The 26,635-nt window shown below is 45.4% G+C and carries 28 protein-coding genes and 1 pseudogene; 9 read left to right on the top strand and 20 right to left on the bottom strand.

The genetic code is table 11. The features are described 5' to 3' along the window. Positions 1-7 precede the first annotated feature (7 nt). From FC07_RS01545 to FC07_RS01535, 3 genes are all read right to left on the bottom strand, one after another. Positions 8-520, bottom strand: a complete 513-nt coding sequence (locus FC07_RS01545) for a shikimate kinase (protein WP_057903376.1) — start codon at positions 518-520, stop codon at positions 8-10. A gap of 14 nt (positions 521-534) precedes the next feature. Then, the gene (locus FC07_RS01540; protein ID WP_057903375.1) at positions 535-1,632 is read right to left on the bottom strand and encodes a prephenate dehydrogenase; all 1,098 of its coding nucleotides are present in this window, start codon (positions 1,630-1,632) and stop codon (positions 535-537) included. Positions 1,633-1,939: 307 nt separating this feature from the next. After that, complete coding sequence (locus FC07_RS01535; RefSeq protein WP_057903374.1) at positions 1,940-4,717, bottom strand: cation-translocating P-type ATPase; 2,778 nt, start codon at positions 4,715-4,717, stop codon at positions 1,940-1,942. 331 nt (positions 4,718-5,048) lie between these two features. On the opposite strand from FC07_RS01535, the gene FC07_RS01530 reads away from it, so the two are divergent. Next, positions 5,049-5,300 carry a hypothetical protein gene (locus FC07_RS01530; RefSeq protein WP_162255857.1) on the top strand — a complete coding sequence of 84 codons (252 nt, stop codon included), beginning with the start codon at positions 5,049-5,051 and terminating at the stop codon, positions 5,298-5,300. Between the two features lie 107 nt (positions 5,301-5,407). Beyond that, positions 5,408-6,331 (top strand): ribokinase, encoded by a 924-nt coding sequence (rbsK, locus tag FC07_RS01525; RefSeq protein ID WP_057903372.1) that lies wholly within the window; start codon positions 5,408-5,410, stop codon positions 6,329-6,331. On the opposite strand, the gene FC07_RS01520 is transcribed toward rbsK, so the two are convergent. From FC07_RS01520 to FC07_RS01510, 3 genes are all read right to left on the bottom strand, one after another. Then, the gene (locus FC07_RS01520; RefSeq protein ID WP_235807427.1) at positions 6,291-7,184 is read right to left on the bottom strand and encodes a YihY/virulence factor BrkB family protein; all 894 of its coding nucleotides are present in this window, start codon (positions 7,182-7,184) and stop codon (positions 6,291-6,293) included. The genes rbsK and FC07_RS01520 overlap by 41 nt on opposite strands. A 78-nt stretch (positions 7,185-7,262) precedes the next feature. Continuing rightward, positions 7,263-7,898 carry a hypothetical protein gene (locus FC07_RS01515; protein WP_057903371.1) on the bottom strand — a complete coding sequence of 212 codons (636 nt, stop codon included), beginning with the start codon at positions 7,896-7,898 and terminating at the stop codon, positions 7,263-7,265. Between the two features lie 33 nt (positions 7,899-7,931). Next, a complete protein-coding gene (locus FC07_RS01510) occupies positions 7,932-8,369 on the bottom strand; it encodes a hypothetical protein (protein ID WP_057903370.1) in 438 nt (145 codons plus the stop codon). 289 nt (positions 8,370-8,658) lie between these two features. Here FC07_RS01510 and FC07_RS01505 point away from each other — a divergent pair, with 289 nt between their 5' ends. The 3 genes from FC07_RS01505 to FC07_RS15775 are packed head-to-tail and all read left to right on the top strand — an operon-like array spanning position 8,659 to position 11,062. Further along, positions 8,659-8,883: a FeoA family protein gene (locus FC07_RS01505; RefSeq protein WP_057903369.1), complete on the top strand. Its 225-nt coding sequence runs from the start codon at positions 8,659-8,661 to the stop codon at positions 8,881-8,883. Next, the gene (gene feoB, locus FC07_RS01500; RefSeq protein WP_057903368.1) at positions 8,884-10,881 is read left to right on the top strand and encodes a ferrous iron transport protein B; all 1,998 of its coding nucleotides are present in this window, start codon (positions 8,884-8,886) and stop codon (positions 10,879-10,881) included. A gap of 16 nt (positions 10,882-10,897) precedes the next feature. Beyond that, positions 10,898-11,062, top strand: a complete 165-nt coding sequence (locus FC07_RS15775; RefSeq protein WP_155797818.1) for a FeoB-associated Cys-rich membrane protein — start codon at positions 10,898-10,900, stop codon at positions 11,060-11,062. A 30-nt stretch (positions 11,063-11,092) separates the two neighbouring features. Here the strand turns inward: FC07_RS15775 and FC07_RS01495 are convergent, their stop codons facing one another. The 4 genes from FC07_RS01495 to FC07_RS01480 all read right to left on the bottom strand — a co-directional run bounded on the left by FC07_RS01495 (position 11,093) and on the right by FC07_RS01480 (position 15,846). Further along, positions 11,093-12,007 carry a TDT family transporter gene (locus FC07_RS01495; protein ID WP_057903367.1) on the bottom strand — a complete coding sequence of 305 codons (915 nt, stop codon included), beginning with the start codon at positions 12,005-12,007 and terminating at the stop codon, positions 11,093-11,095. 145 nt (positions 12,008-12,152) lie between these two features. Continuing rightward, a complete protein-coding gene (locus FC07_RS01490; protein ID WP_057903366.1) occupies positions 12,153-12,359 on the bottom strand; it encodes a heavy-metal-associated domain-containing protein in 207 nt (68 codons plus the stop codon). Positions 12,360-12,386: 27 nt separating this feature from the next. Continuing rightward, the gene (locus FC07_RS01485; RefSeq protein ID WP_057903365.1) at positions 12,387-14,843 is read right to left on the bottom strand and encodes a heavy metal translocating P-type ATPase; all 2,457 of its coding nucleotides are present in this window, start codon (positions 14,841-14,843) and stop codon (positions 12,387-12,389) included. Positions 14,844-14,973: 130 nt separating this feature from the next. Further along, on the bottom strand, positions 14,974-15,846 hold the full coding sequence (locus FC07_RS01480; RefSeq protein ID WP_057903364.1) for a LysR family transcriptional regulator: 873 nt from the start codon (positions 15,844-15,846) through the stop codon (positions 14,974-14,976). A gap of 111 nt (positions 15,847-15,957) precedes the next feature. Between FC07_RS01480 and FC07_RS01475 the strand changes: the two genes are divergently transcribed. Continuing rightward, positions 15,958-16,977: a YeiH family protein gene (locus FC07_RS01475; protein WP_057903363.1), complete on the top strand. Its 1,020-nt coding sequence runs from the start codon at positions 15,958-15,960 to the stop codon at positions 16,975-16,977. A gap of 61 nt (positions 16,978-17,038) precedes the next feature. On the opposite strand, the gene FC07_RS01470 is transcribed toward FC07_RS01475, so the two are convergent. The 8 genes from FC07_RS01470 to rsmG all read right to left on the bottom strand — a co-directional run bounded on the left by FC07_RS01470 (position 17,039) and on the right by rsmG (position 23,729). After that, the gene (locus FC07_RS01470; protein ID WP_057903362.1) at positions 17,039-17,482 is read right to left on the bottom strand and encodes a hypothetical protein; all 444 of its coding nucleotides are present in this window, start codon (positions 17,480-17,482) and stop codon (positions 17,039-17,041) included. A gap of 64 nt (positions 17,483-17,546) precedes the next feature. After that, on the bottom strand, positions 17,547-18,248 hold the full coding sequence (locus tag FC07_RS01465; RefSeq protein WP_057903361.1) for a YjjG family noncanonical pyrimidine nucleotidase: 702 nt from the start codon (positions 18,246-18,248) through the stop codon (positions 17,547-17,549). Positions 18,249-18,310: 62 nt separating this feature from the next. Then, positions 18,311-19,798, bottom strand: coding sequence for an IMP dehydrogenase (gene guaB / locus FC07_RS01460; RefSeq protein WP_057903360.1), 1,488 nt, complete (start codon positions 19,796-19,798; stop codon positions 18,311-18,313). Between the two features lie 233 nt (positions 19,799-20,031). Beyond that, positions 20,032-20,736, bottom strand: a complete 705-nt coding sequence (locus tag FC07_RS01455) for a DUF1129 domain-containing protein (protein WP_057903359.1) — start codon at positions 20,734-20,736, stop codon at positions 20,032-20,034. A 20-nt stretch (positions 20,737-20,756) separates the two neighbouring features. Beyond that, positions 20,757-21,857 carry a redox-regulated ATPase YchF gene (ychF, locus tag FC07_RS01450; protein ID WP_057903358.1) on the bottom strand — a complete coding sequence of 367 codons (1,101 nt, stop codon included), beginning with the start codon at positions 21,855-21,857 and terminating at the stop codon, positions 20,757-20,759. A 41-nt stretch (positions 21,858-21,898) separates the two neighbouring features. Then, a complete protein-coding gene (locus FC07_RS01445) occupies positions 21,899-22,090 on the bottom strand; it encodes a DUF951 domain-containing protein (RefSeq protein WP_057903357.1) in 192 nt (63 codons plus the stop codon). A 26-nt stretch (positions 22,091-22,116) separates the two neighbouring features. Next, positions 22,117-22,971 (bottom strand): ParB/RepB/Spo0J family partition protein, encoded by an 855-nt coding sequence (locus tag FC07_RS01440; RefSeq protein WP_057903356.1) that lies wholly within the window; start codon positions 22,969-22,971, stop codon positions 22,117-22,119. Positions 22,972-22,988: 17 nt separating this feature from the next. Continuing rightward, on the bottom strand, positions 22,989-23,729 hold the full coding sequence (rsmG, locus tag FC07_RS01435; protein WP_057903355.1) for a 16S rRNA (guanine(527)-N(7))-methyltransferase RsmG: 741 nt from the start codon (positions 23,727-23,729) through the stop codon (positions 22,989-22,991). A gap of 173 nt (positions 23,730-23,902) precedes the next feature. On the opposite strand from rsmG, the gene FC07_RS01430 reads away from it, so the two are divergent. The 3 genes from FC07_RS01430 to FC07_RS01420 are packed head-to-tail and all read left to right on the top strand — an operon-like array spanning position 23,903 to position 25,723. Continuing rightward, the gene (locus tag FC07_RS01430; protein WP_057903354.1) at positions 23,903-24,217 is read left to right on the top strand and encodes a PadR family transcriptional regulator; all 315 of its coding nucleotides are present in this window, start codon (positions 23,903-23,905) and stop codon (positions 24,215-24,217) included. Further along, the gene (locus tag FC07_RS01425) at positions 24,210-24,806 is read left to right on the top strand and encodes a DUF1700 domain-containing protein (protein WP_057903353.1); all 597 of its coding nucleotides are present in this window, start codon (positions 24,210-24,212) and stop codon (positions 24,804-24,806) included. Before FC07_RS01430 ends, FC07_RS01425 begins: the two co-directional genes overlap by 8 nt. Then, the gene (locus FC07_RS01420; protein ID WP_057903352.1) at positions 24,803-25,723 is read left to right on the top strand and encodes a DUF4097 family beta strand repeat-containing protein; all 921 of its coding nucleotides are present in this window, start codon (positions 24,803-24,805) and stop codon (positions 25,721-25,723) included. The genes FC07_RS01425 and FC07_RS01420 overlap by 4 nt, the downstream gene beginning before the upstream one ends. A gap of 339 nt (positions 25,724-26,062) precedes the next feature. Here the strand turns inward: FC07_RS01420 and FC07_RS01415 are convergent, their stop codons facing one another. Together FC07_RS01415 and FC07_RS16120 are read right to left on the bottom strand one after the other, a co-directional pair. Next, positions 26,063-26,443: a hypothetical protein gene (locus tag FC07_RS01415; protein ID WP_235807426.1), complete on the bottom strand. Its 381-nt coding sequence runs from the start codon at positions 26,441-26,443 to the stop codon at positions 26,063-26,065. Between the two features lie 2 nt (positions 26,444-26,445). Beyond that, a pseudogene (locus FC07_RS16120) lies at positions 26,446-26,635 on the bottom strand (hypothetical protein); the annotation flags it as partial.

Below are 26,635 nucleotides of genomic sequence, written 5' to 3'. Positions count from 1 at the left end.
TTTTTTGTTATTCAGCAGGCTCTTTTAAATAAGCTTGAATTTGATCACTAATTGCTTCAGGGGTCAAGTCATCCGTCCGAATCACCAAGTCTGAAACACTTTGGTATAAATGTTCCCGTTTGGCTAACAGCGCCTTTAAGCCATCCGGGCCAAGTTGATTGACCAATGGCCGACTATCATCACCGGAAACCCGATCTAACACCACATTGCCTGAGGTCTGCAAGTAAACCACCGGAATATCCGTTGCTTGTAATACATCTCGGTTGGCAGCCGATTCAACCACACCACCCCCGGTTGACAGCAAGCCCGTTTTATTGAACGTTGCTTGTAAGACTGTCGTTTCCAATTTACGGAAAGCTGCTTCGCCATCATCTGCGAAAATCGCAGTGATCGGTTTGCCAGCTGCTGCAATAATTTCATCATCTAAATCAATTTGTTCCCAGCCAACTTGTTCTGCTAATACGCCACCGACTGTGGTTTTACCGGCGCCCATGAACCCTACTAAAATTGCTTTTAACATATGATAACCTCTTTCTACTTCTGTGTAATCGTGACATTGCCATTTTCTAAGGCCACGGTTGCGCGTTGCTTATCTGAAGCACTGGCAAACGTTAATTGCAAAATTCCGTTAATGTCCTCACGGGTCTCTAAAATCTGAATGTTAACAATTTGGATCTCAGCCTGCGCTAGCAAGCTGGTTACCTTGGCAATCGCCCCGGTATGGTCTGGAATGTTAACAAATAAATCATGGAACCCTGGAATCGCACCTGTTTGTTTGGGCTGAATCGCGTCGCGGGTAACTTTAGCTTGGTGGAAAAAGTCCAATAAAGCGTCATGGTCACCGGCATTTACCCTGGTCATTAAGGTCTGGATCCGTTGTTGGTAAGATTTTAATTGACCTAAGATAATCGACTGATTCGTTAATAAGATATCCGCCCACATTTCTGGGTCAGATGAAGCAATGCGCGTCATGTCCTTGAATCCCCCAGCTGCTAACCGAAGTGCTGCTGGTGAATCGCGAAACTGGATTCGCGTCTCATTAACTAAAGCCGCCGACAAAATATGCGGAACGTGGCTGAGCATGCCAACGATCTGGTCATGCGCTGCTGGTGCAACGGTTAAAAATTTGGCCTGGGTTGGGGTCAAAAGTTGTTCAAGCCGCTGACTAGCTGCCACCTGTCGCTCATTTGCCGGCACAATAAAGTAATAAGCCGACCGAAAAAGGTCAATATTTGCAGCTTGCACGCCCGATTTGTGCGAGCCCGCCATGGGATGGCCACCAATCACCGTCACCCCTTGTGCCAGCAGTGGTTGAGCTGCTGCCATCACTTGTTGCTTGGTACTCCCAGTATCCGTTACGATCACGTTCGGTTTTAGCGTGACCTGCGTCAAAATGTGTAAGGAACGATTGATGCAAACCACAGGTGTGGCTAAAATAATAAAATCCGCCTGCGGTGCCACTGTGGCTAAGTCACTGCCGATTTCGTCGATCAGACCCCGCGCTTTGGCATAAGTTAAGGTCGTCGCTTGTTGATCCAATCCGATCAAATAGGCGTCCGGCACCCCTTCTTTAATCGCCAAAGCCAACGAACCGCCAATCAAGCCCAGTCCTTCAATTACAACTGTTGTCACACTAAACCCCCCTTTATCGTTTGTTATTTAATCCCGGTTAAAATTAAAAAAAGAGCCCCCCTGTTTTCACAGGGACGCTCTAACGTGGTACCACCCAACTTCGGCAAACTTGCCGCACTCTTTGTCGATTATTCAAAATAATCATGCGATACCGTTATTATAATTCAAATCCATATCCTGCTTGACTCGCACCAACCGTCAATTCTCTGCACACCGAGATATGTTTCTACTGTTCATTCATCATAACGACATCTAACCGTATTAAATTATGATGAGAATATCATAAATTGAACAGGAGGTCAACTTTTTATTGACGTTGTTTCCGACGAACCAACCATTTACGGCATTCTTCAATGAGTACCAGTGGGAATGGAATGATCACTAAGAAGATCCATTCAGGAAGCTGTAATGGTGCTGTATTAAAGATTCCTTGTAGAAATGGTAAGTAGATCAAGCAAGCCAATAAGGCAACTTCAAACACGATCCCAAAAATAACCCGTCGATTGCCAAAAATTCCGATTTTAAACACGGATTCATTTAAGGTCCGACAGTTAATGGCTGCACCGATTTGACTAAAGACGATGGCCGCTAATGTCATCGTTGTGGCCTCACGATAAACCGCACCGCTGGTGGCTAAATGACTGAAAGTGTAGCCATTGGCAAAGTTAACAAAGAAGTACGCGCCTAGCGAAACAATGGCCGCCATTAAGCCATACCAGAAGAAGGCTTTTACAATAATACCTTTGCTTAGCAAACGCTCTTTTTTCGACCGTGGCGGCTTGTTCATAGTCCCCGGTTCCGCTTTTTCTGTGCCTAACCCTAAGGCTGGTAACATATCGGTCCCTAGATCCACAGATAAAATCTGCATGACGGTTAATGGCAAGGGAATGCCACCGCGTGAGAACAAGAAGGCAGCTGAAGGCACTGCTTCAGACATATTACTGTTTAAAATATACAGCAAGAACTTCTTAATATTGTTGAAGACTGTGCGGCCTTCTTCAATGGCATGCACAATTGAAGCAAAGTTATCGTCCGTTAAGATCATATCGGCGGCTTCTTTGGCCACATCGGTGCCGGTGATCCCCATGGCCACCCCAATATCGGCCTTCTTCAAGGCAGGGGCATCATTTACCCCATCCCCAGTAACGGCAACGATGCGATCCATATCTTGCAACATGGAAACAACACGATACTTTTGTTCAGGTGCCATGCGGGCGAAAATAATTTCACCGCTTAAAGCCGTACGCAATTCATCATCCGTCATGGTTTTTAATTCTTGGCCAGTCACCACGCGCACGTTATCGTCCGTGACGATGCCGATTTGCTGCGCAATACTCTTAGCTGTTAAGCCGTAATCCCCAGTCACCATAATGATTTGAATGCTGGCTTTATGACATTCTGCAACAGCCGCTGCTACTTCTGGGCGTGGTGGATCGGCCATCACGGTTAACCCCACAAAGATCAGCTGTTGTTCCACTTTTTCGATGGTATAATCATCGGCATTTAAGGCAGTGACATCACGTGTGGCAACACCCAGTACTCGTAAACCTTGACGGGCGTAACCATCATTGGCGGTCATGATCTCATCTCGTTGGGCATCCGTCATCGGCTGGATTTCACCATTGATCAAAATCTGATCACATAAGGCCACTACTTCATTGGGTGCCCCTTTGATATAGGCAATTTGTTTGTCCCCTGTTTGGTGGATAGTCGTCATACGCTTCCGCACAGAATCAAATGGTAATTCTTTGATCCGTGGGGTTCGCTTGCCTTCTGTTTCAAGGCTTAACCCACCTTTTGCTGCAACCACGGTTAAACAGGCCTCGGTTGGGTCCCCTAATACGGTATAGCGTTCATGTTCCGCATCAGGTGGTACGACACGTGCGTTACTGGCTAAAGCAGCGCCACGAACCAATTGGTTAAGGTCGCTATCATCAGCCGCCTGCACCACTTGGCCATTGCGTTCAATAGTCCCTTCAGGCGCATAGCCTAGGCCAGTGACGATCAATTCCCCTGTCGGTAACCACAAATGATTAACAGTCATTTGATTTTGCGTCAAAGTCCCCGTTTTATCAGAACAAATGACAGAAGTTTCACCTAACGTTTCAACACTGGACAACTGTTTGACCAACGCATGTTTTTTCGCCATGCGATTAACCGCCATGGCTAAAGACAGCGTTACAGTGGGTAATAGGCCTTCTGGGATAAAGGCGACGATCATCCCTAACGCAAAAATAAAGGATTGTGCTAATGGATAATGGACAAAGAAAACAGCTGCTAAAAAGAAAAAGACCCCTAACGAAATCGCAATCAACGAAATTTGCTGTGTCAAACGATCCAATTCTTTTTCCAAAGGACTGGCAGAAGCACTGACTCCTTGCGTTAAGCGTGCAATTTTCCCAAAATCAGTTTGCATCCCCGTTGACAACACCACGGCCTTGGCACTCCCACTGGAAACAGCAGTGCCGGTAAAAATCATATTTTTCAGTTCTGCATGGGTCACATCCGTTTTTTCAACGGCACGTTCGGCCTTTGAAACTGGGTTTGATTCCCCAGTTAATGTGGATTGGTCCACTTTCAAATTCGTGCTAGCCAACAACCGGGCATCTGCGGAAATATTGTCCCCTTCTTCAACCAAAATGGTATCACCTGGTACAAGATCTTCTGCTAAAATGTCTTGTTGCTTGCCATCCCGTAAAACCCGCGCATGGGCTGGCAACATTTGGCTCAGGGCTTCGGTTGCTTTTCCGGCCTGAAATTCCTGCCAAAAACTAAACACACCGTTGATCACGTTGACCAACCAAATTGCAATCCCTAATTGCGGCATATCTGCAAAAATGGCGATCAACCCGCCAACCCATAATAGAATCGCCATTAAACTGGTAAAGTTCTTCAAAAACTTCTTGACCATCGATTCTTTAGCGGCCTTTTCAATGACGTTCTTACCATACTTTTCCTGGCGTTTTGCCACTTCGGCGGCGCTTAAGCCTGTATCAGCAACTTTTAAGGTTGCATAGACCTGATCAGGCGCAATGGCAGCAAGTTGAGTCATTTGATCAGTTGCTGCAGTTGTTTTTTCTTTCATTGAATGTCCAATCCTTTATCTCAAAATTAAACGTGCAAATCATTCAGTTTGGTACCCAATTAATCTCGATGCCACTTAATTGTTTCACTCTCAACTAATATAATCCACTTCATTAATGTGTCAACACTTTTATGACGATTGATGGCATAAAAAGTAACCGAAGCACATCATTCAAACCAAACGTCACAATTATACGCGCTGTTGCCCGGAACTGCTATTATTTTATGGAAATTAGCCGTTAAATTCTTGTAAATTTCAGGCTAATCACTAGCCAATTTCTCTTGAGAAGGGTTACAATAGAGAAGGACATAGAAAGCGGGGGATCATTATGATGACGCAATGCAGTTCTTTCGGTGCCGCAATGGGCAGTACTCATTTTGCTGGCTGGTTTATTTTATTGCTTGTACTGGGCTTCTTAGGCACCTTTATTTTCCGAATGACCCATCAAGCAGTTAAACAAGAAAGTCGGGTGCAGTACACCAGCGCCGCACGCACACAGTTAGATCGACTCTATGCCACTGGTAAAATCAGTGAAACCGAATATTATCATCGCTTAGCCGTTTTAGAGCATGATCGCTATTAAATACCAGCACTCCTTTTTAGGGGTGCTTTTTGAGTGGCTATGATTCGCCTTTTTGACCTGTTTTCCTTTAAAATAAAACTATTCAATCATAGAAATGAGGTTTGCTTATGACTCGCATCACAGTTCTCGGCAGTTTAAATGCCGATACGATTTTAAAAATGCCCCATTTACCACTTCCTGGGGAAACGATCGCCTTAACCGCGAAAAAGACGGCTGGCGGTGGTAAAGGTGCCAATCAAGCAATTGCAGCCGCCCGCGCAGGTGCTGCCACCACTTTTATCGGTCAAGTTGGGGCCGACAGTGCAGGCACCCTGTTAACGGACGCCTTGCAAGCCGCACAAGTCAATTTAGATCATGTCACCACAACCACTGCTGCGGCCACTGGACAAGCTTACATTATGTTAGACGACGCCGGGCAAAATAGTATTTTGATCGACGGCGGGGCCAATCAAACACTAACGGTGGCAGACGTCACCGCCGCTAAACCGGCGATTACCTCGGCTGACTTTTTAGTGGCACAGTTTGAAACACCACTAGCTGTCACTTTAGCTGCTTTTCAAATTGCGAAGGCCGCTGGTGTGACCACTATTTTAAACCCCGCTCCGGCGAAAGCCACGTTGCCACCTAAGTTATTGGCATTGACGGATCTGATCGTCCCGAACGAAACTGAGGCCAGCATCCTCACCCAACAAACAGTGATTCCCACCCAATTGTCAACCTTAAAAGCCGCCGCTGCAAAATTACAAGCGCAAGGCGTTGCCAACGTGGTGATCACATTAGGTGAAACAGGGGTTTTCTATGATCAACACGGGCTAAGCGGACAAATCCCGGCTTTTAAAGTCAAAGCCGTGGATACAACAGCTGCTGGTGATACCTTTATTGGTGCCTTAACCGCTGTGTTAGCGAAAGACTTGCACAATTTACCAGCTGCCTTAACCTTTGCTAGCCGGGCTTCGGCACTGGCGGTTCAAACCCTAGGAGCACAGCCCTCTATTCCGACACGTCAGATGATCGATCAGGCGCGCTTTTAGCAGGCCACAACTGTGCTAAGTGATGCGCAACTGGTGCTGGTTGCCCATAAAAATGGGTTTCTAGTAAGCGGGTCAAGAAACAACCCAGTAATAAAAATTGCACCAAAAAGTTTAACCAAAACAGTAAAATAATAAAGGTGCTTAAAGCGCCATAACTGGTGACGCTACGCGCAAAGTAACGTAAATACAGTGCAAAAAATTGGGCCAACGCTAACCACCCAACAGCCGTAAACAAGGCACCTGGCCACACACAACGTAAATGCAGTTTGACTTGCGGCAACCAATATTGCAATAAGGCTAAGATCAGCAATAACATCGGGCCAACAACGGGTAATTTAAATTGGCCAAATAGCGTTAGCACTTGTGCCGGTAAATTCAGCCTAGGGGCTAAATAATCAAGCACATCTTGACCAAAACCAAAGATCACCACTAAAGTCACCACCACGATCAAAAATAGCAGGGTGAGTACCAACGAGATCAAGCGCCCTAACAGCGCATTTTGTGGCGCTTTGACATCATAAACTTGATTGACACTTTGCCGCAACGTGACGACCCCTTTACTGGCTGACCAAAGCGTCACCACTGCCCCAATGGACAACAAACCACCGTTTCCTTGGGTAAGCAGTGATCGAATCAGCGGTGCAATGGTTGGATACAGCGATTCAGGGACGATAATCGCCACGTAACGTAAGACTTCGCTGACCGGTAATTTTAAAAGCGCTAATAAGTTGCCTAGAAAAATCAACAACGGGAAAATAGATAACAACATATAGTACGTACTGACCACAGCGTTTTTGGAAATTTCTGCTGCTTGATACTGTTTTAAAATGGTGCGCAGTCGTTGCCATTTCATTGTCATCCCACCTTTCTCGTTTAGTATAGCAAGTTCACCTACTATTCCCCAACAAAAAAGCTGAAGGCCAATTGGTCTTCAGCTTTTTTGCTGGGCATTGATCTGTTGTAACAAAATACTGAGCTGGCGGGCAACACGTTGGTAGCCCCGGCCATTGCCGCGTACGATCGCCGGCTCAAGTGCCGTAGTCATTTGTGTGAAGTCGTACGCCAAAAAATGCGTTTCTGAAACGGCAAAGACACACAATGATGTGGCATCAGGTAATAAATCGGCGCGTAAAGCTTGGTTCAAATACAACAAATCAGCTGCTGGTACCGCACTCGCCCCGGCAAAGAAGTAGCCACCGCCATAAAACGGGCCTACCACGTCCATTAAGCGCTGATAGCTTGGCGGTAAGGCTTGTCCAATCACATCCGCCAAAGCGTTTAATTCAGCTGCTGTTGGCGCTGTAGCCTGTTTTAAATAGGCTGTTGATGCCAGATCTTGTTTCAATTGTTGTAAGGTTGTTTGCAACACATTCGGTTGAGCTGGTGGGACGGTTGGCGCCGGTGTCGGCGCCTTTTCTGACAATAGTGCCAAATTTTTCGCCATTGCCTGGGCCGCCACTGGTTGCGGTGCCTGAGATGATGTCTGTGACTGGCGCTGAGATTGCTGCTTTTGCCACGTTTTCAATTGCTGTTTTTTAAGTTTTTGGCGCTGGATCCGCTTTGCCATATTCCCACCTGCTTTCTCATGATTGACTGTCGGTTACTCTAAATCTAAATGCAAAATGGCCCGCTTTTTTGCCTCAAAATCTGCTTTCGACAGCACGCCGTCTTGATACATTTTAAAGTAATCTGTGATCAATTTTGCGTTGGCCACATAGTCATCTTCCCCAAGCTGACCATTCGCGGTGATCTGGGCCGCCAGTGCCTGATGTAATGGTGCTAAAAAGGCGCCATCTTGTGCTTCAAATTCAATTTTCACCGTATGATAAGCGGCATCTCGTTCATAGCTTAAATTTAAGACACCCACTGATCCAGCGGTTGCTTCGGTAAACGTCATTTCAGTTAACGCCTGCCGTGAGATTACCGTTTCGGCCACCAGATCCCGCCGAAAGCGTCGTTTAGTCGTCTCCTGAATGGTTAATTGCGTGTCATCTAATATCACACTGACTAACGCTGGCTGTTTAATAACCACTTTCATAAAATTCTCCCCTTTGGTCCAACTACCTTGCGCCTTTAAGCGTCACCGGCGCATCTAAATTTCAGCTTCATTTTACCGTGTTTACGGGTAAAGCGCAAAGGCGACCTGTTTTCATTCAAATGTTACAAAGATGTTACAAATGAACTTTGTTTTCAGTTACCCCTGCCTAAAAAAGCGTTTTCTTGATATAATCATAAGTGTATAAAGGTTTTTTTGTATATTTTGCATTTTAACGTGATCAATTCAAAGTAAATTCAACTTATTTTTCAATATATTGGAGTGGATGGGTATGACATTCTTTCATCAAAGTACAGCTGAAACCTTTTGTATTCATGGCTTAAACGATTTAGATGCCACTGCACAACATCGCTTGCGTGATTTAGGTTTAACCACTGGTAAGCAAGTCAAGATTGTACGACGTTACCCTTTTAACGGCCCGATTATTTTAAGCTTTGACGACCAAAAAGTTGGCTTACGCAAGGCGCTGGTGCGGCGCTTGCGAGGAGGCGATTAAATGACCACGATCGCCTTATTTGGTAACCCGAACACGGGGAAAACGACGTTGTTTAACCGCCTGACAGATTCCTATGCCTATATGGGCAACTGGAGCGGTGTGACCGTCGAGAAAAAAGTCGGTGCCATTAAGGATAGTGATATCACAGTTGTCGATTTGCCAGGTATTTATTCTTTAAATCCACTGACGAAAGATGAAGCAGTTGCCACAAATTACTTACTGTCTGAACCACAAGAATTATTTTTAAATGTGGTCAATGCGGCACAGTTAAAACGAAATTTATTGCTTTCAATCGAATTACTTGAGTTTGGTAAGCCGATGATCATTGCGCTAAACATGATCGACAGCTTGGCCCAACTGGGAATTCGTTATAATTTAGATGTTCTTGAAAAGGCCTTTCATTGTCAAGTGACTACCACCAACGCCCGCGGCAACAAAGGCGTTAACGCCTTAAAAGACCAATTGTTGCAAGATGATCACGGCATGACCGGCGACACCGATTTTAAATTAGTTTATCCGGCTGCCGTGCAACAAGCTGCGGAACAAGCCGTACGCGGCCTTTGTCGCGATAACGACTATGATGAACGTTTTGCTTATTGGTTAGCGATTCAATTTATGAACGCCAACGCAGCGGTGATCCATTATGCCAAAGAACACCAGCTCACAGCGCTGCTGAACCAACTGCCTTATTATCAAGCGCAAAAGTTCGAAGAAAAAATCTATCAGACACGGCTGACATTCATCGAAAACACCTTGCAGGCGGCACGTGAACAAGCTGCCAGCCCGCGGGTACGCAACTTAACGGCTAAAATCGACCGCGTTGTGACCAACCCGATCTTAGGATTACCGATTTTTGCGCTGGTCTTTTTACTGATGTTTAAACTGACCTTTGACTGGGTCGGCACACCGATCTCGGATATTTTAGATGGCTGGCTATCTGGTCCCATTTCAAGTACCGCCAATCACCTTTTGACCCAAGCCGGCGCCATGCCGTTTTTACGCTCCTTGATCGTTGATGGTGTGATTGCTGGGGTTGGCGGTGTCTTGGTATTCTTACCACAGATCTTCATGTTATTTGCCTGTATCTCTGTGTTAGAAGACTCAGGTTATATGGCACGGGCGGCCCTCGTCTTGGATAAGATCATGTCCAAAGTCGGCTTAAACGGCAAGGCCTTTATCCCACTGATCATTGGTTTTGGGTGTAACGTCCCTGGCATTATGGCGGCACGAACGATTGAACAGCCTAAGGAACGGCTGATCACCACATTGATCTCGCCTTACATGAGCTGTTCCGCCCGCTTACCAATCTACAGCCTATTCGTAGCGGCATTTTTCAATAAAAATCAAGCCGTCATTGTCCTTTCCCTTTATTTCTTGGGAATCGTGGTGGCGTTGTTGTTAGCTAAAATTTATCAAATTGTTTTCAAAAGTGAAGATAAATCCTTCTTCATGATTGAATTACCCGACTATCACTTGCCACAACCGGCCATTATTTGGCACGGGACTTGGGATAAAGGGAAAGGCTTTATTCACAAAGCCGGCACGATTATTTTCGCTGGGACAGTTGTGATCTGGTTACTTAGTTACTTTGGCCCAACTGGCGCCGTTGCAAACGTAAATCAGAGCTTTTCAGCCATTATCGGCCGAACATTGTTACCGATTTTCCATTCCTTTGGTGTCACTTCTTGGGAAGCCGTCAGTGCCATTCTAACTGGGATCATGGCCAAAGAAGTCATCAGCTCGACCTTAATGGTGCTGTATCATACGGCTAACCGCACGTTATTGGTCGCCTCCTTAAGCCAATTATTCACACCATTGGCCGCCTACAGCTTTTTAGTTTTTGTTTTACTGTATATCCCCTGCTTTGCAACAATTGGGGTGATCCACGCTGAAACTGGCACCTGGAAATGGCCAATTTATTCAGTGATCTCAAGCTTTTTCATTGCATTGTTACTCGCCACACTGTTCTATCAAGGTGGGTTACTACTGGGTTTATAGAAAGAAGTTGATTGTGATGTCGATTTTGATCAATCTCATCATCGCTGCGGTGATTATTGCCTTTGCTGGTTGGCAAATCGTAAAACTTGCCAAACGGTCTAAACATGGCAAGTGTGCCGCCTGCGATTATAAATGTGAAGCCAAAAAAATGATGGTTGAAGCAGAAAAACGTCCTCATTAAAGGCCACCAAAAAAAGCGTAGCGATTTTCGCTACGCTTTTTTAGCGCCAAGATAACGCCCATAACGGTACAATACAAAACCACACATGATAACGGCCACCCAACTTTCAATCTGGGCGATCAGCCTTAAAACAGGCAGTCGTTGTGCGGCTAACGTCATGGCCGTTGCGGTGATTGCCAACGGAAAGGTAAACGCCGCATAGCTGGGATAAAACGGCAATCGTTGCACCCACAGCATGTGCACGATTTTATAGCTTGCAACAATATAGAACAACTGACAGCCGCTTAACAACACTCCAAATAAAATGGGCTGGATCGTTGTAAAGTCTTGCAAATAGCCGGCCAAACAAATGGAAAATGGCGCCGCTAAAATTGCAGTCATCGGTAAAATCGCATCCGGTAAATTTTGTAACATGAAAACACGCTTTAAAATACCCGGGATAATGCCTAAGTACACCATCACGCACAGCCAAAACACAACTTGACCGAAACGTGGTGCAAAACGAGGCGCCGTAATCGTCACCTCCACAAGCCCAATGTAAACTGTGAACCAGCCCGGATCCATTTTGTTGATTGAAAAATCTTGTTGCACAATTGTCGTGTACAATCCTACCACCACCAGTTCCAATCCGATCACGGCTAGCCAAAACCAACGTGCGAGCCACAAAGGCACACCAATCGTCGGCAAATAGGTGGCCACGATCAACAGTGCCATGGGAAAGGTAGCCATGGTGGAGACCACTGCTTGATTGTGGCGCATCGCACTGACGCTATCAAAAGCAAACAATAACTTCAACACCAGTAGGGCTAAAAGACAAAAACCTAACCCACGTAAAAAAAGGCCAATCAACGGTTGTTTTGTCAGCAGCATCACATTGCTCATTGCCAGTAACGCTAACATCACACCTGATATAGGAATCGGTAATCGTGCTAATGCTTGACGCATTGCGCACTCACCTCACTTATTGATTTAAGATTTAAAAACCTCTCAAGCATACTAGAACCTTGCTGATTTTCCTAGTTTTAATGGCCCTTATTTTACTTAAACCAAAAAAGGCCTCCCTTATCAGGAGACCTCGTTAAAACTCAGCTTAAGCTAAGTCAGTTACTTCGTAATGTGTGTCTGCTAAAGCCGCATTTAATTGGTCTTTGGTAACGGTTGCCCCTTCCAAAGTGGCCTTTTTAGCTGCTAAATCAACGCTAGCAGCTGTCACACCTGCTAAATCAGCAAATGCCTTTTGAACGGTGTCTGCGCAACCGTCACACTTCATACCCTTAATTGTTGCTGTTTGTGCCATATCGAAAACTTCCTTTCAAATTTTGAATTAAATAACGGGTTTAAACCGTTTTAACCGTAATGCATTAAGTAATACTGAAACAGAGCTAAAACTCATGGCCGCACCTGCGATCATCGGATTCAGCAAAGGGCCACCAAATAAGGCCAGCAGTCCCATGGCGATCGGTACACCACAAGCATTGTAAGCAAAGGCCCAAAATAGGTTTTGCTTGATCGTGCGCATGGTGCGTTGTGATAATGCTAATGCCGTTGGCACGCTGGTTAACTGATGGTTCAACAACACAATATCCGCCGCATCGATTGCCACGTCTGTACCACTGCCCATGGCTAAGCCAACGTCGGCTTGCACTAAGGCCGGGGCGTCATTGATCCCATCACCTACCATGCCAACTTTTTGCCCTTTGGCTTGCAGTTTGGCAATCACTGCAGCCTTATCGGCGGGCAAAACATCACTGATCACTTCATCGATTCCCACTTGCTCGGCAATCGCTTGCGCTGTTTGCTGATTATCCCCGGTCAATAAAACCAAGTGCTTGCCTTGCTGCTTTAAGGCAGCTAAAGCCTGAGCGCTACTTGCTTTAACAGGATCGGCAACGGCTAAGATACCCTTTAATTCAGCGCCGACAGCCAAATAAAATGGTGTTTTTCCAGCTTGTGCCAATGCAGCTGCTGTTTGTTGCTGAGCAGGGGTAATGGTGATTTGTTGCTGTTGCATCAAGGCTAAGTTGCCTAACCACGCCACTTGGTCTGCCACAACACCGGTTACCCCATAACCAGGTAAGGCTTTAAAATCACGACTTGCTGGAACCGTTAAAGCCTGTTCAGTAGCGGCCTGCTGAATCGCAACCGCCAAAGGATGCTCTGAATACTGCTCCAAGCTCGCCGCCAGGCTTAACAGCTCATCAGATGTGGTCCCCGCCTGTGGGGCTACGTCAGTGACGGCTGGGTGGCCTTGGGTAACCGTTCCCGTTTTATCAAACACCAAGGTCTCTAACTGCTGGGTGACTTCTAAAGCTGTCCCATTTTTGATCAAAATCCCATTTTCGGCGCCTTTCCCAGTCCCCACCATAATGGCCGTTGGTGTGGCTAAGCCAAGGGCACACGGACAAGCAATGACCAACACCGCCACGAAAATTTGCACACTATAACCAAAACCAGCCCCATTGATCAACCAGCCTAAACCGGCTAACAAGGCCAGGCCCATGATTACCGGTACAAAATAACCACTGATCACATCTGCTAATTTGGCAATTGGTGCTTTGGATAACTGTGCGTCTTCCACTAACTTAACAATTTGGGCCAACGCCGTATCCTGACCGACTTTAGTCGCCCGGTACGTGACCTGTCCCGTTTGATTCAAGCTCCCGCCAACCACGCTATCGCCAACTTGTTTTTCAACGGGCATGCTTTCGCCAGTTAACATCGACTCATCAATGCTAGTCGCCCCGGTTAGCACCACGCCATCCACTGGCAATTGCTCTCCCGGTTTCACCAACAATTCATCACCGACTTGCACAGCAGCCACAGCAACTTGTTCAGTTTGGCCATTCACCACACGCCAGGCTTGTTGCGGTTGCAATTTTAAAAGCGCCGTTAATGCACTGGAGGTTTTGGTTTTAGATAAGGTTTCAAAGTACTTGCCTAACGTGATCAACGTTAAAATTGTCGCCGCGGCTTCATAATACAACCCATCATTAAAGGCTTGGCCTGCGAACCAATACTGGGCCGTATGCCAAAGACTTTCCCCAAAGGCAGCGCTGGTGCCTAAAGCGACTAACGCATCCATATTGGGATGGCCCTTAAACAAGGTTTTATAGCCAACCAGATAGTATTCACGTCCAAAATAAAGGACTGGCAACGTCAGTAATAATTCGACTAATGACGTTACCTGCGGATTGTGCATGCCTTGTAACCACATTGGTAACGGTGCATTGAGCATCCCACCCATTGAAATGTACAATAAGGGGACTGTGAAAATTGCTGACCAAACGAAACGGTGCCACATGTTTTGTAACTGGACTTGTTTCTTGGCCGCTTGGGTTTCACTGCTTTTTTCAGCCGTCACTTCTGGCGTTGCCTGATAACCAGCATCGGTGACCGTTTGAACGATCGTCGCCACATCCACTTGTGCGGCAACAAAACTGACCTGCATTTTTTCACTGGCTAAATTCACGGCCGCTTGGGTCACCCCAGGCAATGCGTTGACTGCTTTTTCAATGGTCTGGGCACAGCTGGCACACATCATGCCGTCGATCGTAAAGGTCATATCTGCTGTGATTTGTTGTGCTTCATAACCTGCATCTGCCACGGCTGTCTCAATATCAGGTACCGTCACTTGTGCCGCATCATAGGTCACTTGCATTTTTTCCGCTGCTAAATTGACATTTGCCTGCTGGACACCTGGCAACTTTTGCGTTGCATGTGTCACCGTTTGCGCACAGCTGGCACACATCATGCCGTTAATGTTAAACATGGCCTCTGTCATAGGATCACCTGCTTCCGTTTACGTATGTAAATCAATCTACGCGTTAAGTTTAGCATGATGGTTTACGCTTGTAAATATTTTTTTGAAAACTTTTTCAATTGCCAGGTTGCCATGCCTGACTTAGCCGTTTTTATCGCAAAATTTTTAATAATTGCTGGGTTAAATCAGTGTCGTCTGTCCCCTTACGATAAATCAAATAAAGCTCATGCTCTAATTGTAACGCAGGCAACTGGACTTGCCGCAGTTGTTGCTGGGCAAGGGATGACTGGGCTAAAGAAGCGTACATAAAGCTGATACCAAAGCCTTGTTGCAGCAATGTCATAATGGTTTGTGGATCCCCCAGCTCAATTCGTTGGGTAAAATCCGTTAACTGTAAATTAAAGCTGGCTAACCAGTCCAGCAAAATCTCCCGGCTACCTGAACCTGGTTCACGGATCAATAACGTTTCCTGCACCAATTCATGCGGACGATAAACCGTGCCGTCATGTAATAAAGGATTGCCGGTACCGGTGACACAAATAAAGGGCTCACGGCGAATCACTTGGTAGTCAAACTCTGTTTTGTCAAAATTACCTTCAATTAACGCAAAATCAATTTGGCCTTGCCGTAATTGTTGTAAGATCTGCGCAGTATTGCCAATTTTGCTGACGATCTGCTGGTATTGATGGCGTAAAATCGGTAATAGTCGTGGTAGAAAAACGGTATTCAAAGACATGGTGGCACCTAACAATAACCGTGGTGCAGGACGTGGCTGGCGTAAATCTGCCATAAATTTATCATTTTGAACGGTGAGCTGCGTCAAATAAGTGGCTAACGCATCACCAGCAGCCGTCAGTTGTAATTGCCGGTGCTGGTAACGTACCAACGGCACGCCAACTTCAGCTTCCAGCCGTTTGATTTGCTGTGACACCGCCGGTTGAGTCATAAACAGCCGTTGGGCGGTTTTGGTATAGGATAGTGTTTGGGCTAATAATTTAAAGGTTAAATAGTGTTGTTCAAGCATTTCTTCTCTCCATTAGCTATATTTATAAAGCTATTATAAATCATAATTTTTCTTTATAGTTAGCCTCCAGTAAACTTAAAGCGTCAATTAAGGATACTTGGAGGAAAGCAAATGGAAAATTCAAAAACCCGGCGCTTTATTTTAGCCGGTGGCGCCACATTGGTGTGTGCTGTATTAGGAAATTATTTAGGCGGGTTACCTTATTTAAGTATGGTCGGTGCTTTGGTATTATCACTATTGCTTGGCATGGCCTTACAAATTCAACCACGGATCAAAGCCAATGCTAAAAGTGAAATTGGTTGGATCAGCAATAAATTTTTGCGGCTTGGGATTATTTTATTAGGCTTTAAACTGAACTTGATTGCGTTAGCAGCAGCCGGTGTGAAAACCATTTTGCTGGCGATCGTAATCGTCACCGGTACTGTTAGCCTGACTTACTGGATTGGACGGCGGCTAGGCGTTGAACCTGAACTCGCCATTCTAGCAGCCAGTGGTACGGGGATCTGTGGTGCCGCTGCCGTAATGGGAATCTCCCCCCAAATTCAGGTTCCTGAAGCCAAACAAGAACGGCAACGGGAAAATGAAGTCCTAGCAGTGGCAATTGTGGCCATTATGGGAACGGTCTTTGCCTTGACTGAAATTGCCTTAAAGCCGTTATTACATTTAACCCCGACGCAATTCGGCGTGCTCACTGGCGGTTCACTACACGAAATTGCCCATGCTGTGGCAGCTGGTAGCGCTGGTGGTGCCGTTAGTTTGGATACCGCTATTATTACCAAATTATCACGGGTCTTAATGTTAGCACCGGCTGCGTTAGTGATCGGCTTCTGGTATCAACACCATAATCAACAGCAAACCGGTGCAGCCACTGGTAAGTTACCCATTCCTTGGTTTATGGCTGGTTTTATTTTGGCAAGTGTTGTCGGAACCTTTGTACCTTTCAGTGCTGCTATTTTAGCCGGCTTGGTGAAACTCGCCTACCTCGTATTGGGAATGGCCATGGCAGCATTAGGCATTAGTGTCAATTTTAAAGTCATTTTCAATCGTGGCGGCAAAGCCTTTTTAGCCTCTTTCCTGGCTTCAATTTGTTTATTAGTCTTTGTCCTGATCGTGAGTCGCACTTTTTTCTAAGCGCACCATAAAAAGCACCTGTTGTCAGTAAAATCTGGCAACAGGTGCTTTTTAGATGCCTTTAATCGGCTAAAATTTCATCATTTAATTGGTCCACCCAATCTGGTGTCGTCCCAGTCACTTTTTCCCAAGCCCAATCACCATTATCATCAAAATAAAGGGTGGGATGGGCCTTGGCATAAGCGATATACTTGGCAAAAATTTGCTGTGCCTTTTCAGGGACCAAGGCCCGATCCATGGCATAGGCGTTAAAGGCAAAGCGAATGGGATTGCTGGCAGTTTTCACCCGGTCTTCGATACGCTCCACTAGGCCTTCCTTAACGATTTCCACCTTTTCATGCGTGCCTTTTTTCTCGGCCTCAATAATGATTTGTTGATCCTTGTTACTATATTCACGAATCCATTGTGGTTGTGTATAAACTTCAACGGTTGTTTCTGACGCGTCTGCCTCAGAAAAATAACCAAAAAACTGGTTCACAACCTCTGTTTCAGCTTGTTCTGCCATTATGCATCCCCCTGTTCATGACTGTCACTTGATTACAATCACATTGTAACATAATACACAAGCATTACAAATCACCATTTTTAGCAGTCACTAATGAACCGATTTGGGCTAAATCAGCCACTTCATAGGTGGGGTGATACGGCGTGGTATTGGTTTGGTGCTGTTGATTCAACCAAATACTATCTAAATGCACGGCACCTGCACCGCGAATATCTGACTGTAACCGATCCCCGACCATCACGGTATTAGCGGTTGTCATGTTGGGATACTGGTTTAAAATCGTTTCAAAAAAATGCGGACTGGGTTTTTCGTATCCCACACTTTCCGACACAAAAATGTCGGTAAAATAAGGTGCAAAGCCGGTATGATTTAACCGATTCCGCTGTGTGAAATCAAATCCATTGGTACCTGCAAAAAGATTAACGTGTGCCTGTTTTAACTGTTGTAACAACGCCAAAGCACCGGTCATCACCGCATAGTTTTCATTTAAGCAACGCCGATAACGCTTTTCTGCCTGAACGCCTTCGTCTGGCATGCCATAACGGGCAAATAAATCTGAAAAACGCTCCACCAATAACGGTTCCTTGGCCTCCCCTTGCTCAATGCGCTCCCATTTGGACAGATTAATTTTACGATAAACGGCCGCGGCTTGATGCAGATCAGGAAAGTGGTAGTGGGTCAAAACTTGTTGCAAGCCTTTATTTTCACCAGCTTGAAAATCTAATAACGTATCATCTAAGTCAAAAATCACATTTTGGTAACGCATGGATCAGCCTCTTTTCAAACAAAAATAGGGCACAAGGCCCTATTTAAAATTAGCACAATCGTTTATTGAACGGAATAGTTTGGTGCTTCTTTTGTAATTTGAACATCATGTGGATGCGATTCACGTAAGCCAGCGCCAGAAATTTTAACAAATTGCGCATCATCAGCTAAGGCTTGAATGTTCTTCGCCCCAACGTAACCCATGCCGGCACGTAAGCCACCGATCATTTGGTACATAATGTCGCCAACAGCCCCTTTATAGGCGACCCGGCCTTCAATACCTTCGGGCACAAGCTTGTTGGCTTCATTGACATCGCCTTGGAAATAACGGTCTGAAGAGCCATGAGTGCTGTCCATCGCTGCCATACTCCCCATGCCACGATACGTCTTAAAGCGCCGGCCTTGGAAGATCTCAAATTCGCCAGGTGCTTCATCTGTACCGGCTAACATTGAGCCTAACATCACCACACTGCCACCAGCGGCTAAGGCTTTCACAATATCACCAGAGTATTGGATCCCACCATCTGCGATAATCTTCTTGCCATATTCACGGGCAACAGAAGCTGAATCATAAATAGCAGTTAATTGAGGGACCCCAACGCCAGCAACGATTCGAGTGGTACAAATTGAACCAGGGCCGATCCCAACTTTGACCACGTCAACGCCAGCATCGTATAACGCCCGAGTGGCTTCGCCTGTGGCGACGTTACCCGCAATCAAAGTGGCTTCTGGGAACTTCGCACGGATTTCTCTGATCTTCCGCAAAACACCAGCAGAATGACCGTGGGCCGTATCAATAATAATGGCATCGACACCGGCCTCTAACAAAGCTTCCGCACGTTCAAAGGTATCACTCGTCACTCCAACGGCAGCGGCCACTAACAAACGCCCTTTATCATCTTTCGCCGCATTGGGAAATTCAACGGCTTTTTCAATATCTTTAATGGTGACCAAGCCACTTAAGCGCCCGTCTTCATCAACTAAAGGTAATTTTTCAACTTTATGTTGTTGCAAAATTTGTTCAGCAGCTTCCAAAGGGGTGCCTTCTGGCGCTGTGATCAAATTGGTTTTTGTCATCACATTATCAATTTTTTGTTGATAATCTGTTACAAACCGAATATCACGGAAGGTGATGATCCCAATCAAATGTCGGCTTTCAAGGGTATCCACGATCGGGACCCCTGAAATATGATACCGTTGCATCAAGTTTTCAGCTTCCTGGATCGAATGTTCTGGTGTTAAATAGAATGGATCAACAATAACACCACTTTCTGAGCGTTTTACCTTACGGACTTCATCTGCCTGTTCTTGGATACTCATATTTTTATGAATGACCCCTAGGCCGCCTTGACGCGCCATGGCAATGGCCATTTTTGATTCTGTGACAGTATCCATACTTGCGCTCATAATCGGGACATTTAACTTGAGATTCTTTGCCAACTGCACACTAACATCAACATCATGCGGTAAAACATGACTCTCGGCTGGAATTAATAGTACATCATCAAACGTATAACCTTGCTTGGCAAACTTTGTGTCCCAATTAGACATAATAACGATCCTCTCCTTATAAAGAATAAATATGGTTTTTTGTTTAACGCTTAAAGTACCAGAGAAAAACCCTAGCGTCAATAGTTTCTAAGTGAATTTTTAGAAACAAAATCGTTTTTCTCATGGCATTTATTCGGATTTTAGATACTTACCACGTCACCAATTTGTGAACGTTCGGATTTAGAATCCTATTTCCAAATCAAAAAGCGCTACCCGTCGGTAACGCTTTTTGGCTAAAACATCGTGCCAGTAATGTTGTATCGTTTTTTGACGTAGATCCGGACGAATAGGACAATGATGCCCAATACCAGATAGAGCCAGCTTGGTAAGGTTGGATTGGCCACGCTTGGAATCAAGTTGGTCAAGGCAAACAGTGCCATTAAACCGATCACCATGGCAATGGCGTATAAAATGACCCGCCACCACACAATGTGTTTGGTTTTATCTGGACTCACTAAATTCAACAATTCCGTGGTCCCAAAGCCAGCCACAACGGCAATTAAAATCAAGGAAACCAGGCCCATTTGGCTATTTTGAGCCGCTTTTTCACTGCCAATGTAGCCGGTGATTCCATATAACAAGGAGAAGATCATAAAGATCATCATGCTGTTATCCAAGGTGATCAACCAACGGTTACTGGTTGGTGTATTGTCTTTTTTAGGACCGCTGATAATATCAGCGACGCGCGTGGTAACTGTCCCAAACTGTTGCCGCGCAGTTTGGCCCTGTTTTTGACCTTGAATCAACTGCGGCAGCATTGCTTGATAAGCTTCTGTTTGCTTTTCAGGTGACAACTTGGTCTCAGCCAACGCTTTTTTCAAATGGAACATGTAGTCTTCGTTTTTCTTGGTTAACTGCTGTTCCATTTCAGTCAATGTTTTCGGTGTTTGACCTGGCTTTTGTACACCAGCGTTCCGTTCTTCTGTTTCGCTACTCATACGTGCTCCCCCACTCTCGCTTAAACGTTAAAGCGGAATTCAATAATATCGCCGTCTTGTACCACGTAGTCTTTTCCTTCAAGCCGTAGTTTGCCGGCTTCTTTAACGGCCTGCATACTGCCATATTGGTCTAAGTCCGCAAACGACACGGTTTCGGCGCGAATAAAGCCACGTTCAAAATCAGAATGAATGATGCCGGCAGCCTGTGGCGCTTTAAGGCCGCGTTTGAAGGTCCAAGCACGGGTCTCTTTGCCACCAGCAGTGAAGAAAGTGGCTAACCCTAATAAATGATAGGATGCTTTGATCAAACGATCCAAGCCAGATTCAGAAACCCCTTCAGCTTCTAAGAAATCTGCTTTATCTGCTTCATCTAATTCAGCAATTTCTTCTTCTGTTTTAGCAGAAACCGCAATGGTTTCAGCCCCTTCTTTATCACCATATGCCTTGATCTGTTGCACATAGTCGCATTGGTCAGGATCCGCCATGTCATCTTCAGCAATATTGGCCACGTATAAAATCGGTTTAGCCGTTAATAGGAATAAGCCTTTCACAATAGGCTGTTCGTCATCCGTAAATTCAATGGACCGAACCGAGCCGCCTTCTTCCAATACTGGTTGAATTTTTTGTAAAACAGCCAATTCAGCTAAAATATCCTTGTCACGGGATTTTGCTTCTTTTTCAACTTTGGCTAAGCGTTTGTTAACACTCTCTAAGTCCGCCAAGCTTAATTCTAAATTGATGGTTTCAATATCATCTAACGGTGCCACTTTCCCCGTTACATGGGTGATGTTATCATCGTCAAAAGCCCGTACCACGTGGACAATGGCGTCGACGCGGCGAATATTTTCTAAGAACTTATTGCCTAAGCCTTCCCCTTTGCTGGCACCTTTTACAATACCGGCAATATCGGTAAATTCAAATGTGGTATGAATAATCTTTTTAGCTGGGATCATTTCATCGATACGTGCTAATCGTTTGTCAGGTACTTCAACCATCCCAACATTGGGATCAATTGTTGCAAACGGATAATTGGCCATTTCGGCACCGGCCTTGGTAATTGCATTAAAAAGGGTCGATTTCCCAACGTTTGGCAAACCGACGATACCTGCTGTTAACGCCATGTTTATGTCACTCTCCATTAATTCATAATAGTTTTATTATATCAGTCTTTTGGCTCGGCTTGGCTCAAAACCTTCTTTAGTTTTTTTGTAAAATCACGCCGCGACATGAGCACAATGTGTTGACACCCTGTGCACTGGATCTTAATGTCCGCACCCATGCGAATGATCTCCCACCGATTGGTACCACAGGCGTGTTGTTTTTTCATTTCAACAATATCACCTAAATCAAACATCTCTCATTCACCTCATTTTCCATAGCCTATTCTGGATCCGTCAAGCTTTTAAGCAACGTCAACAACCGATTCAAATCGGCAGTTGATAAATAATCAATTTCAATTTTACCCTTTTCGCCGTGAGTCGCAATGTTGACTTTAGTGCCAAGGCGCATGGCCAACCGCGTTTCACTGGCGCGCAAATAAGGTGATTTTTGTGGTGCCGTTTGCGACACTGGCTGAACCTGATTCATTTGGTTCACCAGTTTTTCAACCTGCCGCACCGTTAAGTTTTCACGAACGACCTTATGCGCCAATTCAACCATTTGATTTTTATCATGTAAGCCCAGTAAGGTTCGCGCTTGCCCAGTTGATAGTTGTTGGCGTTGGACCAAGATCTTCACCGCTTGCGGCAAGGTGAGTAACCGCAATGAATTGGCAATATAAGGCCGACTTTTACCTAACCGCTTGGCAACTTCTGCCTGGGTCAGCTTTAAGCGCTTCATAAAGGCCGCATACGCCTCGGCCTCTTCCAACGGATTGAGATCTGCACGTTGTAGATTCTCTAAAATCGCCACTTGCATCATTAACGACTCTGCCACTGGGCGAATAATCGCTGGAATCGTTGGCTTGCCCACCATTTCGGAAGCTCGAAAACGGCGCTCGCCAGCCACGATCTCATAGCCATTGACACTTTCACGCACAATAATGGGTTGAAAGACGCCATTTTTTTGAATCGAGGCCGCAAGTTCCTGCAGCGCTGCCTCATCAAATTGCTTGCGCGGCTGGTATGGATTAGGGCGCAATTGCTTTAATGGCAACATCACCACTGTTTCTGCCGCTTTTTTCTCACGAAAGCTGTCCATATCCGTTAAGAAATCATCAATTGAATTTTGTACCATCCCATTTGCTTCCTTTCTTAAGGCTGCACAGGCGCTACCAACGGCTGTTTGTTCGGTAACCCTGCCCGCCGCGGATAACGCTTAGGGGTCTGGCGGCGCTTATCAATCACCAGCAACTGCCGTTGACCGCCAGCTTCGGGAAGTGCAAAAGCCTTGTCCTGCACCACCTCGCCGCCTAACGTCTGTAAGGCGTATTGCGCTTCAGTTAATTCATCAGCCGATAAGGGGCCTTTTAACGCCACAAATTGACCGCCTTTTTTAACCAACGGCAAGCACAACTCGCTTAGCACATTTAAGCGTGCCACAGCCCGCGCCGTTACCAGATCATAGCTTTCACGGTGTGTGCTGCGTTTACCGGCAAAATTTTCAGCTCGATCATGATAAAAAGCAACCTGATCTAACCCTAATTGTGCGGCTAGCTCATTTAAAAAGTGAATGCGTTTATTTAAGGAGTCAACAATGGTCACCTGTAATTGTGGAAAAGCAATTTTTAGCGGAATGGATGGAAAACCAGCCCCAGCCCCAACATCACAAAGCGTCAACGGCTGTTCTTGCAAGGCTGTCACATAAAAACTCGGGGTTAAGGAATCAAAAAAATGCTTGAGATAGACCCCGGATTCATCAGTGATCCCGGTTAAATTAACGTGTTCATTGGCCGCAACCAATACTTTAAAGTAAGTTGCAAACTGATCTAATTGATGCGCTGATAACTGAACACCGTGTTCAGCCAGCGCTGATTGAAAACTTGTGGGCGTCATGCAACTACCCCTTCCTTTCAAATTCGTGAAACAACGTATGTTTCACAAGCAGTTTTACTATAACGTAACTGAGCTGTAAACGCAAGTTACACTTGACGTTTACAGCAGCTACTCGTTATACTATATAAAAATACAATACTATACGATATATAATATTGTGAGAGGAGTTAAATATGAAACTACCCATTAGCGCCGAACTGCTCGATGGTTGTGTTTTAGCGCTATTAGCCCAGCAAGATTACTACGGCTATGCGTTAACCCAACAACTGCAAACCACACTGCCAATTTCTGAATCCACTTTGTACCCGGTCTTACGTCGGCTTAAAAAACAAAACTGCTTGGAAACTTACGATCAACCGTTTAATGGCCGCAATCGTCGTTACTATCGCCTGACCTTAGATGGGACCCAGCGACTGGCCGAGATCCGGCAAGAATGGGCCACTTATAAACAAGCTTTAGATTGGTTATTGGAGGGAAATCATGACTGATTATTTAAACCAACTCGAAAAATTGCTGACGCCGCTTTCCGCAAGTGAACGCGACGATGTGCTCACATTTTACCGGGAATACTGCATTGATGCTGACTTAACCGCCGATGCCGAGATTCGCCAACACCTGGGCACGCCTAAAAAACTAGCCCGCCAAATTTTAGCAGACTACTCCATTCAAGCCGAACCTGACGAAACACCAACCCCACAACGTAATTTCCACCGAATTTGGCTGATTTTATTGGGCTTACTGGCCTCGCCAATTGCCATTCCCATTGCGGTTTGTTTTGTGCTCATTATCTTGGCCGGGCTAGCAACAGTTGGCTTACTGGCCTTTACCGCTATCTTAGTGTTAGCCGCTTTTATTGTTTTAGGAGGTTGCTTACTGATTGTCGGTCTCACACTCGTCTTCAAGGCCTTTGCCGTTGGCATCTTTTATTTTGGCGCTGGCCTCGCCGTTTTATGTGGCAGCTATTTACTCAGCCTGATCGCTTACAATGTGATTCGCGGTTTATTACAAATTGGCGTTGCCTTTAGCCAAGCCATTTATCGCAAAGTACGCAAACCACAAGGGGGATTTAACAAATGAAACAAACAACACGTTTAGCCTGTGCTGGTTTGGCAGTGGGCGTTATTTTTGCGGGCATCGGTGCGGCATTAGGTGGCGTCAAAAGTGTGGGCTTCAATCACGGTTTTCAAATTGTTGCAACAAAACAACGCACGCTACCACTTCGCAAGGTCAACCAATTAACCATCAACAGCCTTGATAGCGATGTCACGGTTAAAAGCGGTCAGCAGGCCCAGATCAAGCTCGTTGATCGCCAAGTCAATAAGATCCATGTCACACAAGCAAACGGCCAGGTCACCATTGACAGTACGCGGGCTCAACAAAACTGGTTTGGCTTTGATCTCGAAGCGGATACGCCTAAAATTATCGTCACCGTTCCTGCTAAAAATGTGCACCAGGTTCAAATTACCAATCATTCAGGGGCCATTACATTACAACGGCTGCAGATCAAACAGCTTACCCTTGAAAATGAATCCGCAGCAACCAATTTAACCAACGTTCACAGTTCAAATGGTGACATCACCAGTCACAGCGGCGCGATTCAAGTCAATGCCAGTCAGTTTAAAAAAACGCAATTGCGCACGACCTCTGGCCAACTAAGCCTGCAAAATAGTCGCTTAGCACAAAGCCAACTGAGCAGCCAATCTGGTGCCCAAAAATTAAGCCAAAGTACGTTGATCAATAGTACCAGCACCAGTCAAAGTGGTGCGATCACGTTACAACAACCAAAATTGGCACAAGGTTTGACGCTAAAAGCAGCTTCTGGTGCTATTTCAGTTCAACAGGCTGAGCCAACACCAACGGGTTACCATATTTTAACCGGTTCTGGGAAAATCCGCTTGCACCAACAGACCTATCAGCACGAATTTACCCGCAATCCCAATAGTGCCAACGTACTAACCGTTCAAACTGCCAGTGGCTCAGTGAATATTAATTAACTCAACTTAAACTTTCTTTAAGTGAATTTTCATTGTTATGAAGTAAAAACGTCATATTTTCTTCACATTTTGGCGGTTAAATGTAAGCATAGTTAATCAAATGATTAACTTAACCCAAACAACCTAACAACCCTAGTTTTAAGGAATAACTTAAAACAAATATTTTCATTTTACTCCTCCAAGTAAAAGAAAAAGCTTGAATGACCTCCCAATCATTCAAGCACCCTTACTCCTTTTTAGCCATCGCGAAGCCCATCGCGGTGGTTTTTTGTTGTTTTTCAGATCAAAAACACCGCGATTCGAAGACGAGACTGCCGTTCGAATCACGGTGCTATTTTTTTAATGATGCATGGATTTACGCATGTTGACCTGCCGGCCGCCGCCTTTTTGACGCCGAGCCTTAAACTTCACATGCTGTTGGTCACTTACGATTTTAAAATGCCGCATGGTGCCATGAAACGGTTTGCCTAATGCTTTGATTCGTACCCATTCGTCCATGGCGTCTGCCATGCGTTGCGCGGATTTGACCCGTTCTGGCACCCCTTCTTCTTTCGCCGTTGCAATTACACTTTGACGCAAATAAAACACGAGTTTTTGATTATACTTCAATAACGCATCCGTGAGTGGTGCATCTTTATAACGATTAAATAACTTTTCAACATAACGCATCGCATCCTTGCTATCCGTCGGTTGATAATAACGTTCATCTTCTGTGGTCACGATTACGCCCCTTCCTGATGATGTTTTTGGCGATATTTCAGCCGTTGGGACATGACCCAAGCGCTGATTGGCACGGTTAAAATCACACTGATCAGTGAAAATAAAACCATTAACAATTCCTCACCAAATATTTTATCATTTAATCCTGAATTATTCACCATAAGTTCTCCAAGTACAGTGTCACCCCGGTAT

Source organism: Loigolactobacillus bifermentans DSM 20003 (genome assembly GCF_001434575.1).
In the GTDB taxonomy this organism is placed as follows: domain Bacteria; phylum Bacillota; class Bacilli; order Lactobacillales; family Lactobacillaceae; genus Loigolactobacillus; species Loigolactobacillus bifermentans.
Note: the sequence above shows the minus strand (reverse complement) of the source record. Positions and strands in the feature narration are given on the sequence as shown.

What these genes read in the sequence shown, in the direction of transcription:
- FC07_RS01545 (WP_057903376.1), bottom strand. Translation starts at nt 520, where the DNA reads ATGTTAAAAGCAATTTTAGTAGGGTTCATGGGCGCCGGTAAAACCACA.
- FC07_RS01535 (WP_057903374.1), bottom strand. Translation starts at nt 4,717, where the DNA reads ATGAAAGAAAAAACAACTGCAGCAACTGATCAAATGACTCAACTTGCT.
- FC07_RS01530 (WP_162255857.1), top strand. Translation starts at nt 5,049, where the DNA reads ATGACGCAATGCAGTTCTTTCGGTGCCGCAATGGGCAGTACTCATTTT.
- rbsK (WP_057903372.1), top strand. Translation starts at nt 5,408, where the DNA reads ATGACTCGCATCACAGTTCTCGGCAGTTTAAATGCCGATACGATTTTA.
- FC07_RS01520 (WP_235807427.1), bottom strand. Translation starts at nt 7,184, where the DNA reads ATGAAATGGCAACGACTGCGCACCATTTTAAAACAGTATCAAGCAGCA.
- FC07_RS01515 (WP_057903371.1), bottom strand. Translation starts at nt 7,898, where the DNA reads ATGGCAAAGCGGATCCAGCGCCAAAAACTTAAAAAACAGCAATTGAAA.
- FC07_RS01510 (WP_057903370.1), bottom strand. Translation starts at nt 8,369, where the DNA reads ATGAAAGTGGTTATTAAACAGCCAGCGTTAGTCAGTGTGATATTAGAT.
- FC07_RS01505 (WP_057903369.1), top strand. Translation starts at nt 8,659, where the DNA reads ATGACATTCTTTCATCAAAGTACAGCTGAAACCTTTTGTATTCATGGC.
- feoB (WP_057903368.1), top strand. Translation starts at nt 8,884, where the DNA reads ATGACCACGATCGCCTTATTTGGTAACCCGAACACGGGGAAAACGACG.
- FC07_RS15775 (WP_155797818.1), top strand. Translation starts at nt 10,898, where the DNA reads ATGTCGATTTTGATCAATCTCATCATCGCTGCGGTGATTATTGCCTTT.
- FC07_RS01495 (WP_057903367.1), bottom strand. Translation starts at nt 12,007, where the DNA reads ATGCGTCAAGCATTAGCACGATTACCGATTCCTATATCAGGTGTGATG.
- FC07_RS01490 (WP_057903366.1), bottom strand. Translation starts at nt 12,359, where the DNA reads ATGGCACAAACAGCAACAATTAAGGGTATGAAGTGTGACGGTTGCGCA.
- FC07_RS01485 (WP_057903365.1), bottom strand. Translation starts at nt 14,843, where the DNA reads ATGACAGAGGCCATGTTTAACATTAACGGCATGATGTGTGCCAGCTGT.
- FC07_RS01480 (WP_057903364.1), bottom strand. Translation starts at nt 15,846, where the DNA reads ATGCTTGAACAACACTATTTAACCTTTAAATTATTAGCCCAAACACTA.
- FC07_RS01475 (WP_057903363.1), top strand. Translation starts at nt 15,958, where the DNA reads ATGGAAAATTCAAAAACCCGGCGCTTTATTTTAGCCGGTGGCGCCACA.
- FC07_RS01470 (WP_057903362.1), bottom strand. Translation starts at nt 17,482, where the DNA reads ATGGCAGAACAAGCTGAAACAGAGGTTGTGAACCAGTTTTTTGGTTAT.
- FC07_RS01465 (WP_057903361.1), bottom strand. Translation starts at nt 18,248, where the DNA reads ATGCGTTACCAAAATGTGATTTTTGACTTAGATGATACGTTATTAGAT.
- guaB (WP_057903360.1), bottom strand. Translation starts at nt 19,798, where the DNA reads ATGTCTAATTGGGACACAAAGTTTGCCAAGCAAGGTTATACGTTTGAT.
- FC07_RS01455 (WP_057903359.1), bottom strand. Translation starts at nt 20,736, where the DNA reads ATGAGTAGCGAAACAGAAGAACGGAACGCTGGTGTACAAAAGCCAGGT.
- ychF (WP_057903358.1), bottom strand. Translation starts at nt 21,857, where the DNA reads ATGGCGTTAACAGCAGGTATCGTCGGTTTGCCAAACGTTGGGAAATCG.
- FC07_RS01445 (WP_057903357.1), bottom strand. Translation starts at nt 22,090, where the DNA reads ATGTTTGATTTAGGTGATATTGTTGAAATGAAAAAACAACACGCCTGT.
- FC07_RS01440 (WP_057903356.1), bottom strand. Translation starts at nt 22,971, where the DNA reads ATGGTACAAAATTCAATTGATGATTTCTTAACGGATATGGACAGCTTT.
- rsmG (WP_057903355.1), bottom strand. Translation starts at nt 23,729, where the DNA reads ATGACGCCCACAAGTTTTCAATCAGCGCTGGCTGAACACGGTGTTCAG.
- FC07_RS01430 (WP_057903354.1), top strand. Translation starts at nt 23,903, where the DNA reads ATGAAACTACCCATTAGCGCCGAACTGCTCGATGGTTGTGTTTTAGCG.
- FC07_RS01425 (WP_057903353.1), top strand. Translation starts at nt 24,210, where the DNA reads ATGACTGATTATTTAAACCAACTCGAAAAATTGCTGACGCCGCTTTCC.
- FC07_RS01420 (WP_057903352.1), top strand. Translation starts at nt 24,803, where the DNA reads ATGAAACAAACAACACGTTTAGCCTGTGCTGGTTTGGCAGTGGGCGTT.